Source organism: Oceanobacillus oncorhynchi (assembly GCF_000821065.1).
Classification (GTDB): domain Bacteria; phylum Bacillota; class Bacilli; order Bacillales; family Amphibacillaceae; genus Oceanobacillus; species Oceanobacillus oncorhynchi.
Genome location: NZ_CDGG01000001.1, coordinates 4,580,818 through 4,597,806 on the forward strand (window position 1 = coordinate 4,580,818; position 16,989 = coordinate 4,597,806).

General features: G+C 39.8%; 12 protein-coding genes. 3 read left to right on the forward strand and 9 right to left on the reverse strand.

The genetic code is table 11. From position 1 onward, the window contains the following. Positions 1 to 2: 2 nt before the first annotated feature. Positions 3 to 920 (reverse strand): AEC family transporter, encoded by a 918-nt coding sequence (locus BN997_RS21930; RefSeq protein ID WP_042535562.1) that lies wholly within the window; start codon positions 918 to 920, stop codon positions 3 to 5. 163 nt (positions 921 to 1,083) lie between these two features. Between BN997_RS21930 and BN997_RS21935 the strand changes: the two genes are divergently transcribed. Further along, positions 1,084 to 1,515, forward strand: a complete 432-nt coding sequence (locus BN997_RS21935; RefSeq protein WP_042536366.1) for a thiol-disulfide oxidoreductase DCC family protein — start codon at positions 1,084 to 1,086, stop codon at positions 1,513 to 1,515. Positions 1,516 to 1,668: 153 nt separating this feature from the next. On the opposite strand, the gene BN997_RS21940 is transcribed toward BN997_RS21935, so the two are convergent. The 3 genes from BN997_RS21940 to BN997_RS21950 all read right to left on the reverse strand — a co-directional run bounded on the left by BN997_RS21940 (position 1,669) and on the right by BN997_RS21950 (position 6,701). Next, positions 1,669 to 1,956 (reverse strand): DUF378 domain-containing protein, encoded by a 288-nt coding sequence (locus BN997_RS21940; protein ID WP_042535564.1) that lies wholly within the window; start codon positions 1,954 to 1,956, stop codon positions 1,669 to 1,671. 150 nt (positions 1,957 to 2,106) lie between these two features. Continuing rightward, a complete protein-coding gene (locus tag BN997_RS21945) occupies positions 2,107 to 3,303 on the reverse strand; it encodes an ornithine--oxo-acid transaminase (protein WP_042535566.1) in 1,197 nt (398 codons plus the stop codon). 290 nt (positions 3,304 to 3,593) lie between these two features. Next, a complete protein-coding gene (locus BN997_RS21950; RefSeq protein ID WP_042535568.1) occupies positions 3,594 to 6,701 on the reverse strand; it encodes a DEAD/DEAH box helicase in 3,108 nt (1,035 codons plus the stop codon). A gap of 269 nt (positions 6,702 to 6,970) precedes the next feature. Here BN997_RS21950 and BN997_RS21955 point away from each other — a divergent pair, with 269 nt between their 5' ends. After that, positions 6,971 to 8,542, forward strand: a complete 1,572-nt coding sequence (locus BN997_RS21955) for a peptide chain release factor 3 (protein ID WP_042535570.1) — start codon at positions 6,971 to 6,973, stop codon at positions 8,540 to 8,542. 194 nt (positions 8,543 to 8,736) lie between these two features. Here the strand turns inward: BN997_RS21955 and helD are convergent, their stop codons facing one another. From helD to trmB, 5 genes are all read right to left on the reverse strand, one after another. Continuing rightward, the gene (gene helD / locus BN997_RS21960; RefSeq protein WP_042535572.1) at positions 8,737 to 11,046 is read right to left on the reverse strand and encodes an RNA polymerase recycling motor HelD; all 2,310 of its coding nucleotides are present in this window, start codon (positions 11,044 to 11,046) and stop codon (positions 8,737 to 8,739) included. A gap of 266 nt (positions 11,047 to 11,312) precedes the next feature. Beyond that, the gene (locus BN997_RS21965) at positions 11,313 to 12,542 is read right to left on the reverse strand and encodes a Zn-dependent hydrolase (protein WP_042535574.1); all 1,230 of its coding nucleotides are present in this window, start codon (positions 12,540 to 12,542) and stop codon (positions 11,313 to 11,315) included. A gap of 20 nt (positions 12,543 to 12,562) precedes the next feature. After that, positions 12,563 to 13,750: a hypothetical protein gene (locus tag BN997_RS21970; RefSeq protein ID WP_042535576.1), complete on the reverse strand. Its 1,188-nt coding sequence runs from the start codon at positions 13,748 to 13,750 to the stop codon at positions 12,563 to 12,565. 570 nt (positions 13,751 to 14,320) lie between these two features. Then, positions 14,321 to 15,586, reverse strand: a complete 1,266-nt coding sequence (gene uraA, locus BN997_RS21975; RefSeq protein ID WP_042535578.1) for a uracil permease — start codon at positions 15,584 to 15,586, stop codon at positions 14,321 to 14,323. 382 nt (positions 15,587 to 15,968) lie between these two features. Further along, positions 15,969 to 16,610 carry a tRNA (guanosine(46)-N7)-methyltransferase TrmB gene (gene trmB / locus BN997_RS21980; RefSeq protein ID WP_042535580.1) on the reverse strand — a complete coding sequence of 214 codons (642 nt, stop codon included), beginning with the start codon at positions 16,608 to 16,610 and terminating at the stop codon, positions 15,969 to 15,971. 89 nt (positions 16,611 to 16,699) lie between these two features. Between trmB and BN997_RS21985 the strand changes: the two genes are divergently transcribed. Continuing rightward, complete coding sequence (locus BN997_RS21985) at positions 16,700 to 16,981, forward strand: YtzH-like family protein (RefSeq protein ID WP_042535581.1); 282 nt, start codon at positions 16,700 to 16,702, stop codon at positions 16,979 to 16,981. The last annotated feature ends 8 nt before the right edge of the window (positions 16,982 to 16,989 follow it).

Here is a 16,989-nt window from a genome sequence, read left to right on the forward strand (position 1 = left end):
AACTAATGATATGCCACAAAGCTTGCAAGCACCCAAATCAGCAGAAAGCTTAAAATGATCGTTATATTCACTATAGTTCCGGCTATTTTTGCGTTATATCTGTATCTTATTGCATACACCACAGCTGTTGTGGATGTTGGCAGAATAAAACCGATTAAAACCGTATTTGCAAGCATCGGATAATCTGAAAACAGCCAAAAGAGGCTGAGACCGAGAACCAGTCCAGTTCCATACTTCACAGCTAAATACTTCCCTATCAGAGGAAACCATGATTTCTCAAAGGAAAAGTTTAAATAAAGACCCAGTAACAATAAGGACAAGGGCATATTCGCCCCAGATATAATTTCTGCGGTATCCAATAAGAACGTTGGCAAATGAAAATCAAATATGTTTAAAGCAACGACAAACATATAGGTTAAAAATGGAATAGACCGCAGTAATGGACTGACTGTTTCCCGCAAATAAAATTTCGATGATCCATTTGCAAAATAACTGGCAATAAAGAAACATAATCCGAATACAATCACAGCATTACCTACATCAAACATACCAAAATATTGGATACCTTCTCTGCCCCAGATAGCTTCTACAAGAGGAAAGGCAAATAAGCCGACATTGACACCTGGCATCATCATGATTGCCATTCCTTTTAAATCAGTATCTGCAGAGCGAAAGACAAAAAAACCGGCCGCAGCAGCGACAAGTCCAAATAAAATCGCAATGACAATAAGAGAAACAAGCGGCAGCGTTATCTCCATTTGATTAAAAGTAACAAGCACTAACGCAGGCAAAGTAATATTAAAAACGATTCTGGCTATCGTCTGTCCATCCGATTCCTTTAAAATTTTTGTCCTTTTAAAGAAATAACCAAGTAAAATAATAAATACAGAAATAATAAATTGCTGCTGAAACCCTTCCAAAATTTTCTACTCCTTCAGTACACAAAAAATATACAAATGCTATCATATCACAGTCTCTATGGAGTTTATACAGAAAGGACTTATCGTTAATGCTTTATAAAAACAATTTTTCTATGTTACAGTGAAGTTGTAGGATATTTGTAAAGAAGGATTGTGTGAGGTGATGCAAGTGAAACTTATCGTATTTGATGGAGAATGTCATATTTGCGACAGCTTCGTGCAGTTTATTTTAAATAAAGATAAAGAAAATCAATTTCTTTTTATTTCTCTGCAAAGTGAGGCAGGAGAATTTATAAGAAGGAAATATCGGGTGCCGGATGACATCGACAGTGTACTGCTGATCGATGGGGAGAAAATTTTTATCAAATCAGACGCTGCTTTACAAGTGGCAAAATATATATCGTTTCCCTGGAGAATGCTGACAGCTGGTAAATTTCTTCCATATTTTATCCGGGATACTCTCTATGATTTTGTGGCACGCAACAGGCATAAATGGTTTGAGAAAAAACAAAGCTGCCGCCTGCCTACCGCGCAAGAAAGAAAGCAATTTGCTGAAACAATCGAGGATTTAGAGGAAAAAAAACCTTCCGAATAAAATAAAACATCATTTCCGGAGGTTCTTCCCCACTTCCTGATAATGTCGGCTGCCCTATCCAATTACCGCTTTAAGCTGTTTTAAAGCGAAAAAAACAGTAATGGGTGAAAAGGCAGCCGTATTTTATTTATTCAAAAGGTTATTTTTGTTTCATTATTTATCGTCAATTTCTTCTTCAATGCCATGTTCTTCACTGAACTCTGTTTGGAAGCCGGTCTGCAAATGATCTGAATCCTGAACAGGTTCACCAACTCCAGAGAATAAAGTGGTAAGATAATAAATAGCACTAATTCCAACGAGTCCATAAATAATTCGAGAAAGAACAGCCGTCTGTCCGCCAAAAATTGCGGATACTAGATCAAATTGAAAAAATCCAATCAGTCCCCAGTTAATAGCACCAATAATCAATAACGTAACTGCAATTGCATGTAGTGTTTTCACTGTTTCTCACCTCCTCACAGCTTATCTTTTGCCTAATGATTTATTTCCATACTGGCACTGTTTGGGAATTAATAACGTACTGCCTCAGAGAAGGCCGGCACACCATAAAAAAAGCCCCAATGAAAATTCATTGGGACGTAAAGAATATATTTAATTCGCCTGGAGCACTTTCTTTATTTTATCCAGTGCCCAGTCAAGCTCTTCTTTTGTAATCACTAACGGCGGTGCAAAACGAATGGTGGTTTCATGGGTTTCTTTACACAAAATGCCGTTTTCCTTCAATGCTTCACAAATCGGCCGGACAGGCTTCGTAAATTCTACACCGATAAATAATCCTCTAGCCCGGACCTCCTTCAAATCAGGGTGGCTGATAGCAGATAATTCAATTGCAAAGTATTCGCCCAGTTCAAGTGATTTATCAACCAGTTCTTCTTCTTCAATTACATCCAATGCTGCCATCGAAACAGCACAGGCTAATGGATTACCTCCAAATGTTGAGCCATGTGAACCGGGCGTAAAAACATCCATAACCGCTTTATTAGCAGCAATGGCAGAGATAGGGAGCACACCTCCGCCTAATGCTTTCCCCATCACATAAATATCTGGCTCTACATTTTCCCATTCACAGGCAAACATTTTTCCAGTGCGGGCAAAACCAGTCTGTACTTCATCGGCAATAAATAATATATTTTCTTCATCACATATTTTTCGAACTTCCTGCAAATAGCCTTCCGGCGGGATGAGAATACCTGCTTCTCCTTGAATCGGTTCGATAATAATTGCTGCTGTATTTGGTGTGATGGTTTCTTTTAACGCTTGAATATCTCCATAATTTATCTTATATATCCCTGGCACAAAGGGGCCATAATTTGTAGTTGCATCCAGATCATTCGATAATGAAATCGCATTCATTGTTCTGCCATGGAAATTTCCTTTTGCTGCAATAATCTCCGCTTGATTCGCGTCAACATCCTTTTTTTCATATGCCCACCTGCGCGCTGCTTTTATCGCTGTTTCTACTGCTTCTGCTCCGGTATTCATCGGCAGGACTTTATCTTTATTGGTTAATTTCGCAAGGCGCTCTGTCCAAGGCCCTAATAATTCATTATGAAAAGCTCTTGAAGTAAGTGTGACTTTATCTGCCTGATCTTTCAGTGCTTGAATAATCTTTGGGTGCCGATGTCCCTGATTGACAGCAGAGTATGCACTTAGCATATCCATGTATTTATTTCCTTCAGGATCCTTCACCCAGACTCCTTCTGCCTCTGCAACAACTACCGGCAATGGATGGTAGTTATTTGCACCATAGGCAGAGGTAAGTTCCATGACTTCTTTTGATGTCACCATAATAAGCAGCCTCCCTTGATTTCATGCAAAGTTATTCGTTCTCTTCTTAAGCATAATCATTTGTTTAACAAAACGTCAAGCTTCATTTTGATTAGATATATTTATTTTCTTTTTTTCACTTCACCAAAATCCATGGGTAACATAATAGATATAAATTTGCTGTAAGCGGCCGCTACGGAAATACACTACGCTAGCCAGCTGCTTATATCACATTTAATTATATTTTCCAACTATATTTTTAAGAATTTAAAAGAGAAGAGGCCTTACCTCTTCTTTTTAAGCCATTTCTTTTATTCCAGCGTTCCCAGGAGCAGTTTCTCTACGTCTTCATCTGTCAGCTGATTATTCCATAAGTCCTTCGTCTGTACCATCTGTTCAATCAGATTTCTTTTTTTCTGCTGGAGCTCGAACATTTTATCTTCAATGGTTCCTTCGGCCAGCATCCTAATAACGGTAACATCATCTGTTTGTCCGATTCGGTGTGCACGATCGATTGCCTGGTCTTCTACTGCCGGGTTCCACCATGTATCGTATAAAATAACCGTATCAGCACCCACTAAATTTAATCCAGTACCGCCAGCTTTCAGCGATATCAGGCAAATATCATTCTTCCCCTGATTAAAAGCGCGGCAAAGTTGGATCCGTTCCTCAGCAGGTGTTTGCCCGTCCAAATAAAAGTAGGAAATTTCCTCTGCCCTTAATAAATCACCTATTCGCTGCAGCATTTGCGTAAATTGAGAAAAAATCAACAGCCGTTTTCCGGAACGTTTGGCATCCTTCACAATTTCCATCAGCCGCTTAAGTTTAGCTGACTCTCCATGATAATCCCGTACAAATAATGCCGGGTCACAACAAATTTGTCTTAACCGGGTCAGTCCCGCTAAGATACGAATACGATTTTTACGAATCGTTGCACGATCCAAATGTTTAAATTTCGGATGTCTTAACTTGGATAAATAGGAAATATAGATTTGTTTTTGTTCTTCCGTCAGCGGAACACGTTCAATATATTCCGTTTTGGCCGGCAAGTCCTGGAGCACATCCTTTTTCTCTCTCCGCAGCATAAATGGGTGAACTCTTCTCAGCACCTGATCATTAGTAAGCCAGGAAAAATCCTTCAAGCCGCCGAGCAATTCAGGAAATATAACATGAAAAATCGCCCATACATCCTCTACTTTATTTTCTAATGGCGTACCTGTTAACGCAAACTGATAATCGGCTGTTAATTTCTTTACTGTACGGAAAACCTGTGTCGCAGGATTTTTAAAGGTTTGCGCCTCGTCAAAAATAATCGTCTGGAAAGCAGCCTTCTTCAGCCAATCGATTTCATTTTTCAATACACCATAGGAAACAATCCATACATCCTGTTCTTTAAATGCTTTCTTTTGTTGATTTCTTTCCTTAACGGTACCTTCCAATATATCAACGGAAAAAGCCGGGGCAAATAATTCCCATTCCTGCTTCCACTGATGGCTCAGCGAGGTCGGACAGACAATCAGAATAGATGCTTTTTTCTTTTGCTGCTGAAATTTCGTGATACAAAAAGCGATAGCCTGCACGGTTTTCCCTAACCCCATTTCATCTGCCAGCACGCCGCCCAGACCAGATTCAGCCACCGCCAGCATCCAGCGCACGCCGTCCTGCTGATAAGGCTTTAAAATCGGCTTAATTTCTTTTGCGATTGGATACTTCTCCTTTGCCGGTACCTGAATAGCATGAATCATTTCCTTCACAGCTGCTCCATCAGCCAGATAACCGTTATCCTCCATCCGATGCGCAAATGACAAACCCTCCTTCAGCGACAGCTCAATTTCCTCCAGAATTTCAGAAGGGGTCATCGAAACGGAAAGCAGATATTTTTCTAATTCTTTTACCTCCTCTGTTTCCAATGTCAGAAAAGAACCATCCTTTAAGCGATAGTAAGGCCGCTTTTCTTCTATCGCTTCCAGAATCTGTCGAACCTCCTGCTCCCAAAAACCTTTCACTTGAAAGGCAAAGGAAAGCCAATTTGTTCTGTCACGCTTATGCTTCACACGTACAATTGGCTGAAACCGCTTCTTGCTGATTTGATTACGAACGGCATTCGTTACAAAAACATCGGCCATCTTATACAATACTGGTAAATGATGATATAAGAAATCATATTCCAGCTGTTCATTTTGCAGAATAAAACTGCCTCCCGTATTCGCAAATCCACTTCTTTCCAGAAAAGCAATAATTTCTGCTTCCTTTTCTTTATCCCGGCGAATCAGACTTGTTTTCTCAAATGGCGTTATCTTTTTATCTCCATATTGGAATTCCACACCAGCCAGAAGACGATTATGGACCCGATCTATATAAACACCAGCTTTCAGCGGAGTATTAAGATGCTTTAGCATTCCTGTCCTATCCTCCACTTCACCAATCCGCTCTAAAAGTGCTGAGATAGAAACCATTTGCTCCCTGCTGACAACGATGGTTTGTGTTTGCTTTTGCCATAGCTGCTCGCATAAAGTAATCAGCTGCTTTTCTTCTTCTGTTAATAAATAAAGGGATCCGCTCTGATAAATAAGCTGATAAGCAAGCAAAAAAAATGTAGCTTTTCTTTCTCGAAAAGCGATGGAATAATCTGCATCTGACTGATAGACACGAAAAGAAAGCGGAGGCAGTGCATCATAAAAATGTAATGGCTGCTTATGATAATCATTTGCCTCCATATAAAGGGATACCAGCGGGCTTGCAGATAGTAATTTCTCCATACGGTCCCAAGCTGAAGCCGGGACCGAAACCCAGCTTGTTTTATCCTCAAAGAGCTTGCCAATCATCTGCTGGTCCTCATAGATATGGATAAGCTGTTCTAAAATCTGATTGCAATCATCTTCAAAATAAAATTTGCTTGCATCAAAGGATAGATTATCAGCAATTGAAAAATGCCTTCCGCTTTTCAATGCTTCTAAAAAAGCAATAATATCATGGACAATTTTTCCATCGATTTGAACAGCCATTTGCAATGCGGCCCGTTCCGGTTCTGCTGGAATACGCAGGTAAAAATGAACCGGAATAGCCTGCCTTGTCTCAAAATAGCCGCGCTGACGAAATTCCTTATCCGGCTTTCCTGTCAGCGACGGTGTGGCAGCTTCCGGCTCTCCTGTTTCGTGGATACCGATTAAGACCGCAGCGATATGCTGACAATCTAATGTATAAGATCCGAGCTTCGGACAGCTGCACGCAGTGCTCTCTATTTTATTATTTCGATACGTGACTGTAATATGAAAATCATCCGTAGTTCTGACCGTTCCAATCAGCTGCTGTTCCAAAAAGGTTAACTGCACATTTCCCTTTTTCCACAGACGTTCTCCATATTTATAAGACAACTCTCCGCATCGTTCTTTTATTTCTTGTTTGGGTACCCATACCATTTCCTGCACGACCTTTTCATTCATTTCACATATTTTAAATTCACGCTGTCAGAATTAATATCTGATTGACTTTTTTATTATATTACCTGATTTCTATTTCACGAAAGAGGTTAAATTGTAGTATGATATATCTATTGCATATTATAAAGCAACAATAGGCAAACATCTAATAAACAAATGATGATTTTTAAACATTAGCTTCTGATCTATAACCAAACACGTATAAAGCTGTAAAAGATGGATCAGTCTATGATAGAAAGGATTTCACTATGTCAATTCAAGAAGAAGTACAGAAAAGAAAAACATTTGCGATTATCTCGCATCCCGATGCCGGGAAGACAACAATGACAGAAAAATTACTGTTATATGGCAACCTTATCCGTTCAGCAGGAACAGTCAAAGGGAAAAAATCCGGCAAATTCGCTACATCCGACTGGATGGAAATTGAGAAACAACGTGGTATTTCGGTTACATCCAGTGTCATGAACTTTGAATATGAGGGTTTTCATATCAATATTTTAGATACCCCGGGACACGAAGATTTCAGTGAGGATACGTACCGGACTTTAACCGCTGTTGACAGTGTTGTGATGATTATTGATTCTACGAAAGGAATTGAAGCACAGACCATCAAACTGTTCAAGGTTTGCCGGATGCGCGGAATTCCTATCTTTACTTTTATGAATAAATTAGACCGGGAAGGAAAAGAGCCATTAGCTTTATTGGAGGAATTAGAAGAGGTATTAGAAATCGATACGTATCCAATGAACTGGCCGGCTGGCATGGGAAAAGGCTTCCTCGGAATTTTTGACCGGGAAAATGAACAATTTGTACAGCATCATCCAGGAGCAGAGGAAAGCTATATCCCTTATAAAGAATTAGAAAATCACCCAGAGTTAACTGAAAATGGAACCTACCAAGATGCAGTCAATGAACTGGAGCTTGTTGAGGAAGCTGGAAATACTTATTCTGAAGAAGCCATTTTAAACGGCGAACTTACACCTGTTTTCTTCGGAAGCGCACTTTCCCCATTCGGCGTGCAAACATTTTTTGATTCCTTTATCCGCTTAGCACCGAGTCCGACACCGCGTAAGTCGACCAAAGGTGCCGTAAAACCGGAAGAAGAAGACTTCTCTGGATTTATTTTTAAAATCCAAGCCAATATGAATCCTGCCCATCGTGATCGAATTGCTTTTCTACGTGTTTGTTCCGGAAAATTCACACGCGGGATGAGTGTTGCGTTAGCACGGACCGGGAAAGAATTAAAACTTGCTCAATCCCAACAAATGGTGGCGTCTTCCAGAGAAACCATCGAGGAAGCATATGCCGGCGATATTATCGGTATTTATGATCCCAATGCCTACCAAATTGGAGATACACTGCTGACCGGCAAAGAAAAATATGAATTTGATGAACTGCCGCAATTCCCGCCGGAAATCTTTAAAAAAGTCATGGCGAAAAATGCATTGAAATCGAAGCAGTTTCGTAAAGGAATTGAACAGCTTGTTCAGGAAGGCGCTATTCAGCTGTTCCGGGACAAATTAACAGATTCCTTTATTTTAGGCGCCGTCGGAGAATTGCAATATCAGGTCTTCACCTACCGCATGGAAAATGAGTACAACGCCGAAGTAATCATGGAGCCAATTGGTGAACGGATTCCAAGATGGCTAAATCCTGAGCAGGCAGATGCTTCCTTGTTTGATTCTGGAAATCTGCTGGTACGTGACCGTCATGATCAGCCGCTCGTGCTGTTCCGAAATGAATTTGCATTAAACTGGTTTAAAGATAAAAATCCAGATATTGAGCTGATTGACCTTTTTGAGACAAATAATTATCAATAAGAAAAAATGGAGACAAGATTGGATATCATTCTGTCTCCGTTTTTATTATTTGCCAATCTCCAGAGAAAAAAAACTGCAACTTCGGATTTTCCTTGTGTCTCGATATTGAAAATCGCACAGTCAGTTACACTGCAATAAAAAAGGATTTCCAAACCTTTATCGCAAGGTACGGAAATCCTTCTTCACACTCTTTCTCACCTTTCCACAATCGTCGCATACCTGTATTTCTCTTTAGGAACCTCACTTAAAAAAGGAGATATTTTATCAGAGTACAATAAGGTCAAATCATGCATAGCACGGGTGCACGCGGTATAAAGCAAATATTTATCTGTAGGGTGTGAATACACTTCACTGGAAGCATCTGCAAGAATCACCGCATCAAATTCAATCCCCTTTGCTAAATAGACAGGAACAACCACAATCCCTTTTTGATAGGTTTTGGTATGCTCATTAATCTGTTTGATATCTATTTCTTTACGCAGCTGTTGATATATTTTATCACAGGCGCCTGCCGTCTTTGCAATAATGGCAATCGTTTCATATCCATTTTGCTGCTTCTCTTCTATTTTATGAAGCAATGCATCCTTTTCAGAAATGGATTTTGTCAAATGAATGACCTCTGGAAGTGAACCACTGCGTTCAAAGGGTTCAACCGGTTCACTGCTCGGTGAAAAGTATGATGTGAAATCTGCAATCGGCTTCGTTGAGCGATAGCTTTTCGTTAATACGATCCGCTCCGTACTTTCCTTAAACGAAATATTCTTCTGAATCGGATTTTCCTCCGATGCATAGGAATAAATTGCCTGATTTACATCCCCAAGCAGTGTAAAACTGGCATACGGATAAAGATGCCTTAAATAAGCAAATTGAAAAGGCGTATAATCCTGTGCCTCATCCATTACAATCAGATGCACAGGCCGGTTAACCTGGTGGCCAATCATTTCCCCTTTAAAGTAGTTATAAGCAGTTGCCAATTCCCATGGAAGCTGTTTTTTCCGGAGCTGCCTAATTGCTTCTGCTTTATATTGTTGAAGCGCACTGGTTCCATTCAATTCTGCGATAAAGTCCATATACATTTTAAATGTATTAATAAAACGGTTCTGACGGATCATATTTTGCAATGGAGCAAATGTTTTACGAATAATTTTCTCTCTCAAAACCTTTTCTTCATCCTGGATACTGCTTTCTTCATGTTCATTCTCTGCTTCATGATAAGCTTTCATATAGTCATCTTTGGTTAACAGCTGGATTTGATCCAAAACCCAATCTTTTTCGATTTCTTCCTTTTGAAATGCACGAATGCGCTGCAGCAGCCAATTTCTTAACTGCTCCATTTTATTTGGAAGACGCATATCCTTCTCCAAGGATGCAAAATAATCTTCAATCTCCGTCTTATCAATGAGTAATTCATTTCGAAAACGGATAGAGCGGAAAACAAGATTTGTTTGATTTAATTTCTCTAAATGCTGATTAATTGTGTCCATAAAAGCCGTACTGGAAAAATACTGAATTGCATCCCTTAATGATTTCTGTTTTTCTTCTTCTAACCCCATCAGCTTTTCAATCTGTTCAAAGGGGGTGTCTACATGTAATGCTTTATCTGTTCCTTTGAGAACGAATTGATGAAAGGTTTGCTGGTTGACCGGCTCCTCGCCCAATTCAGGGAGCACATTTGCTACATAGCTTGAGAATAAATCATTTGGAGATAAAAGCAGCACCTGGTCCGCTGTCAAATTAGTCCGATGATGATAAAGCAAATAGGCAATGCGCTGTAATGCTGCAGATGTTTTTCCGCTTCCCGCTGCACCTTGTACAACAAGCACCTTACTGCCGCGATGACGGATAACGGCATTTTGCTCTTGCTGAATCGTAGAAACAACCGATTTCATTTGTGTATCAGCCGCCCCGCTCAAGCTTTCCTGGAGCATCTCATCTATAATAGTTACGGAGGTGTCAAAGATTCCTTTCATTTTTCCATTCCGGATCATATATTGTCGTTTTAAGCTCATGTCGCCATTCACTGTTTCTTCCTCCGTCCGGTACTCTACCGGGCCTGGAGCATAGTCATAATAAATACTGGAAATCGGAGCCCGCCAGTCATAAATAAGAAAATCCTTCTCTTCTTCATCCATTAACGAAGAAGTACCAATATAAATTTTCTCGATTTCTTCACTGCCTTCTTCCTGAAAATCAACTCTCCCAAAGTAAGGCTGGTTTTTCAGGCGTTCTAATTGGTTCATCCGCTGATAATTTTTCCCGTAATGCCGCTCTTTCTGTGCGAGGATATTGGATTGCTGCTTAATACTTTCCTGTGTCTCAATAATGTCATCCATTTCATCCATATTAACGGTAATATCATCCCAGAATGTTTTACGTAATTCAACGACATCTTCCTTCACCTTGGAGGATTGTTCCTTCAAAGCATGTTGTTTCTTATCAATAATATCTAATACCTTCTCTAGTCGCTGATATTCAAATTCGTGGCTATCCCTTTGCTTATCCATCAACTTCCCCCTTTATTTCCGAAAACAACTGTTGACATACTTATTATTATAATGTATAATTATAATATATGGATATATATTATTCAGTATATCTTTAACTTTTATATTTTACCATCATTACATAAATTAATCAATACATCTGCAAAAGCCGGCTTGAATTTTTCAGCAGGCTTTTTTTTGACCATGTTTACTCCATCGTTTCTTCTTTTTATTATCATAACATATATGATATAACCTATTAAAAAAATCCCAGTGCCAAATCGACACTAGGATTTTTCCGTTAATTTTAATGCAGTTTCGTATAATACTTCGATGCCTGCAGCAAGCTCATGGATTGCGGTCCATTCCTCCGGGCAGTGACTGAGACCGTCTTTACTCGGCACAAAAATCAATCCGACATCCGTTATATCGGAAAGGACCATCGCATCATGTCCCGCTCCGCTGTGCATGTTGATAAAAGAGGTACCTAACTGCGCACATGATGCTTCAAGTATAGAACGAATTTTCTTGTTCAGTTCCTTAGGCTGCATGTATAAGGACTGCTCTACTGCAGTCTGAATACCATTGGCTTCCCAAGAGCGAACCAGATTTTTTACTTTCTGCACGACATTTTTTACATGTGCTTCTTTGCTGGAACGGATATCCACAGAGAAAACAACTTTATCCGGAATTACATTTGCTCCGTTTGGAAATACCTGATGTCTTCCTACCGTTGTCACCGCTCCTTCTCCTTCTTCCATTGCAATCTGCGGAAGCTTGGAAATGATATTGGCAGCCGCTACTAACGCATCAGAGCGCCGATCCATCGGTGTTGTACCAGCATGTCCTGCTTTCCCGTCAATCGTTACCTCTAATTGTGTTAATCCGACAATAGATTCCACCACTCCCACGGAAATCTGCTCTTCTTCTAGAATAGGCCCCTGTTCAATATGCATTTCTAAAAATGCTTTGATTGTTTCTGGATCTCGTTTCACCTCTAATGAAGGATCCAAACCAATCTTTTTCATTGCCTCGGGGACAGAGATACCGTCCTTATCTTTGGTCTCTTGAACATCATCCTTTGAAAGATATCCGGCAATTCCTCTGGAGCCCATTAAACCGCCGCCAAACCTTGATCCTTCTTCTTCAATCATCGCAATAATTTCTAATGGATATACCGGCTTAACTTGATTATCCTGGAATAATGCAGCGATTTCTAGACCGGCAATCACACCAGCCGGACCGTCATAATCTCCGCCATGAGGAACACTGTCAAAGTGAGATCCTACGATTACACTTGGCGCATCCTTCTTTTCACCTTCCAGCTTGCCAAAAATGTTGCCGAGACCGTCTTCTCTTACTTCTAACCCATATGCTTCCATCTGCTCTTTAATATAGATACGGGCTTGTAAATCTTCTTCACTGTAAGTCAAGCGGGTGGTTCCTTCATTCGGCGTCGCTGTATATCTGCTTAATGCTTTAATATGTTTTTCAATGCGTTCCTGGTTTGCTTTCACGTAATGATTCCTCCTTCAATCTACAAGAAACTGACAAATACTCCTGCTAGTATAACAGAAACAATCGTTACGGTCACAAATCCGCCAACCAGCATCGGAGGGAGCATATGGCTCGTCAATATTTCTCTTTCCTTTGTATCCTTCGTCAATGAGGTGATCACCTCATTGGTAATTACATAATCCGCTGGAAACCCGTAAAAGGCAGTTAAGGATATTGCATATGCCATTGCTTTGCTGACCTTAAACAGCCTGCCAACAATAAAGGAGAAGATATACATTCCGATTACAGCTAAAAGAATACTTCCGACTAATAAGTAGATAATGTCAAGCATCATATCCGGGGTAGCATTTCTTAATCCGTCAAGAATATAAAGCATCAGCCCCAACATCGCAAAACCAAACCCGTTTGCCTTCTGCAGCGCCTGCTTTTCCAAGAAGCCGGCACTTCTGCCGATAACACCGAATAACAGACAAAGGACCATCGGACTGACAGATACGACTGGCTCCAGCCATGCAGATATCTGATAAGCAAGGAACCCGGTAACAGCTAATCTAAAAAATATAAAATAACTGGTATTATATTGTTCCGGGAGATTCCTAAATAACTTTGCACCTTCGTACTCTTCAGCTGCTGTTTTATTCGATGTATCAGCTTCTTTTAATTCACCGCTGCGTATTTTATTCAATAATTGCTTTCCTTCTTTTTTCAACATCACAGATGTTAAAGGATAACCTGCAAAGCCTTGCATCACATAAATAACGATTGCAAATACAGATAAGCTTACCAGACCTGCTTCTGCAGCACCTTCTGACATAATCAGTGAGGATACCAGCCCTCCCACTAACGGTGGAACGGCGACAACCATAGCCTGAAATCCGAAAAGTAAGGTGCCAAAGCTAAGCAGAAAGGCAACAACACCTAAAACACCGCCGAGAGCGATTAAAATCGTACGCCATTGCTGCTTCAGCTCCTTTAAGGATAATAGTGTCCCCATATTTACAATCAGCATGTACATCAGCACTGTAGCAACTACAGGAGGTATACCTGCTATTTCAACTATATCCTGCGGGAAAAAGGTCCAATAACCCGCTAAAAACAGAACGGCACAGACAAAAATCGACGGTACCCAAGCCTTGGTTTTGGCAGCAACCACGTCTCCAATATATAAAATCAATACAATAAGAACTAATGCAAGCATTTGTGCCATGTTCATTCATCCTCCAATTAATTAAATTATGTTTTTCCTGCTGTCTGTCCTCTAAGAGATTATGAACATTTCTATGCCCAAAGACAATCGGCTAACTGTTTAAATGGTTCCGTTATATGAAAGATTCTGTGAATTACGCCTATAGATGTGTATATATTCACATATTTTTCAGACTATTAAAAGAGTTTTAAATGATTTCATACTTTTATGATTCTTTTGAAGAAAATTCATAGTCTATAGTGTAAAATGCAGTCCACAAGCGTATGGAACTGCTTCGAATCTTCTATCAATAACGAAACTATTTTAGTGATAATCGAAATATTATCACCAAACAGATGGTTCGTCAATAAAAAATTTAACCAGCTTCCAGGCTGGTATGGTGCGTTTCTATTCTACTTTTTATATCAAACAACGACTGTATAGGAGTTGTTATCGCTTTCTATTTTTCATTGTTTATGCTTTCTTATTGCAAAAATTGTTATTTGAAAAAGAAAACTGCCGCTCTATATGAAATTCTCTCCAATTTCATTCGAGTGCAGTTTTCTTTCTATGCCTCATTCATATATTTATTTACTTATCCTCATTCGATAAGTTTAAAGCATCCAGCAGTTTAAAGAATAAGCTGATTAAAATGGCAACAATGGTCGCCAGCCCCATTCCTGTCAATTCTACTGCACCAAGTTCAATGCTGGCTCCGCTGACACCAATTGCCAATACTACACAGGTCAGGATAAGATTTTGCGAATTATTATAATCAATCTGCTGCTCTACAAGCATACGCAAACCGCTTACCGCGATAATCCCGAAAAGCAGTAAAGAAATACCGCCCATAACCGGTGTTGGAATAGATGAAATTAAAGCAGCAAGCTTTCCGCAGAAGGAAAGGATAATTGCTAACACCGCAGCTCCGCCGATAATCCATGTAGAATATACTCTTGTTATCGCAAGAACTCCAATATTTTCACCATATGTTGTATTTGGTGTCGATCCGAAAAAGCTGGAAAGCATCGTAGAAATACCATTACCAAATAAAGAACGGTCTAAGCCCGGATCCTTTACCATATCCTTCTTCACAATATTGCCTGTAACTACTAAATGTCCAATGTGTTCAGGCACAAGAACAAGCGCAGCCGGTAAAATAATAAGGATGTCAGACCAGTTGAACTTAATCTGATAATAGGTCGGCATTTGAATCCAGGCAGCCTCCCGTACGGTTGTAAAGTCAACAATTCCAAACATCGCCGCAATCAGATAACCAGTTACTATACCGAGAAGAATCGGAATAATTTTCAGAAATCCTCTTAAAGTCACCCAATAAACAATCGTTGCCCCCAGCGTCAGCAAAGATACCGTTATCGCAGTCATATCTCTTGGAACATCCGCCCCCGGCAACAATCCAGCCATATCTGCTGCTGTAGGCACAAGCTCCAACCCAATAACGGCTACAATAGCTCCCATCGCTGCCGGCGGAAAAATAACATCAATCCAGCTTGTACCCGCATATTTCACAATCACCCCGATCAGAGTCAAAACAAGGCCTACTACGAAGAAACCACCCAAGGCGGCACCATAGCCTCCTCCATCTGTCAGAACTAACGTAACTGGTGCGATAAAAGCAAAGCTCGATCCTAAATAAGCAGGAATTTTCCCTTTCGTTATAAAAATATACAGCAGTGTGCCAAACCCATTCATCATTAAAATAGTTGCTGGATCTACGTTAAATAAAAGCGGTACTAAAACTGTGGAACCAAACATTGCAAATAAATGCTGCAAACTTAAAGGCAAGCTCTGTAATAATGGCAGCCGTTCATGTACTTGTATTTCTCTTGATTTCATCAATACCTGTCCCTTCTGTATGTATTCTATATCCAATTGCTCTCTAGCTAAAAACACCTTACCAGTCCGGGGTAAGGTGTCAGAATACACAAAGGAACATTATCCATTAAATATGTGTTCCAAAAGGATGATAAAAAAGACCATAGAATCTTAAACATCATTTTTATTAAGCTTTGGAAACGTCTCTTTAAAGGACATATTTATTTTGCTTCATCCGTTTTCCTTACCAGCCTCGCGGGACTGAATTAAAGGTTCATCAAATCCATTCATATCGTATATATTATGACAAATAAACAGAAGTACTGTCAATCATTTATTTTCATCCTCTGGAACTTAAACGCGTCTCGCACTGGAAGACTTGCGAATCATCAAGCTTTCTTTATTAAGATGAAAATTGTGCTGTACAGCGATAGATGACATGTCCCATGGAAGCGAATTTTTCTTCATACTCTGTCTTCACATTCGCTTCATCCTCAATAGCATGCAAATCTAAATTCACTTCTTTCAGCTTCATTCCATAGTCGGAAAAGCTGACTAATGAATACTCGAATAATCCGCGATTATCGGTTTTGAGAACGATTTGACCTGAATCCGGCAAAATATGCTGGTATTGCTCCAAGAAGCTTCTAAAGGTCAAGCGACGCTTCTCATGACGATTTTTTGGCCAAGGATCGGAGAAATTTAAATAAATTTGCCCGATTTCATTTTCTTCAAATATAGCAAGCAAATCATTCGCATCTTCATTCAATAGGCGAACATTATCTAACGTTTCTTCATCCACTTTTTGAACTGTAGAAACAATAATACTTTTCGCTACCTCGATGCCGATAAAGTTTATATCCGGGTGCTGCTTTGCCATTCCTGTAATGAATTGCCCCTTACCCGAACCAATTTCTACATGAATCGGATTATTGTTGCCAAAAACTTTTTTCCATTCCCCTTTATGTAAGCTCGGTTTCTCTAATACAATATAATTTTTTTCCTTTAAATAATCATCTGCCCATGGTTTATATCTTTGTCTCATATACGCTTTCCTCACTTTTATAGCTTTTGATGATGTGAATAATAATGCATTATCCGTTTAAACTATGCTCAGGAACGAGGTGAATTTAGATGCAACTATCTCTGCAAAACAAATTGCAATTACTGTGTGATATTTTAGACGAGCATCAATCTGATTCCTCTGTGTCTCCGAATGAACATGCTCAGTTAGAAAGGCTCACTGCTTCCCTATTAGCTCAACAAGAATTATCTGATCAGGATATCCAGGACGTCCTGACGCGCATTTACCAATATGGTAAAGATGGGGCTGCTGCATCCGATCTGACAAAACATATTGGTGATCATCAAGATCAGTTTCAGCATTGGATCAATACGGTCCAGCAAAACCTCTGATTGGTATC

Excerpts from the sequence above, each read along its gene's own strand:
- BN997_RS21935 (WP_042536366.1), top strand. The coding sequence starts at position 1,084 with ATGCAAGTGAAACTTATCGTATTTGATGGAGAATGTCATATTTGCGAC.
- BN997_RS21945 (WP_042535566.1), bottom strand. The coding sequence starts at position 3,303 with ATGGTGACATCAAAAGAAGTCATGGAACTTACCTCTGCCTATGGTGCA.
- BN997_RS21950 (WP_042535568.1), bottom strand. The coding sequence starts at position 6,701 with ATGGTATGGGTACCCAAACAAGAAATAAAAGAACGATGCGGAGAGTTG.
- BN997_RS21955 (WP_042535570.1), top strand. The coding sequence starts at position 6,971 with ATGTCAATTCAAGAAGAAGTACAGAAAAGAAAAACATTTGCGATTATC.
- helD (WP_042535572.1), bottom strand. The coding sequence starts at position 11,046 with ATGGATAAGCAAAGGGATAGCCACGAATTTGAATATCAGCGACTAGAG.
- BN997_RS21970 (WP_042535576.1), bottom strand. The coding sequence starts at position 13,750 with ATGGCACAAATGCTTGCATTAGTTCTTATTGTATTGATTTTATATATT.
- uraA (WP_042535578.1), bottom strand. The coding sequence starts at position 15,586 with ATGAAATCAAGAGAAATACAAGTACATGAACGGCTGCCATTATTACAG.
- trmB (WP_042535580.1), bottom strand. The coding sequence starts at position 16,610 with ATGAGACAAAGATATAAACCATGGGCAGATGATTATTTAAAGGAAAAA.
- BN997_RS21985 (WP_042535581.1), top strand. The coding sequence starts at position 16,700 with ATGCAACTATCTCTGCAAAACAAATTGCAATTACTGTGTGATATTTTA.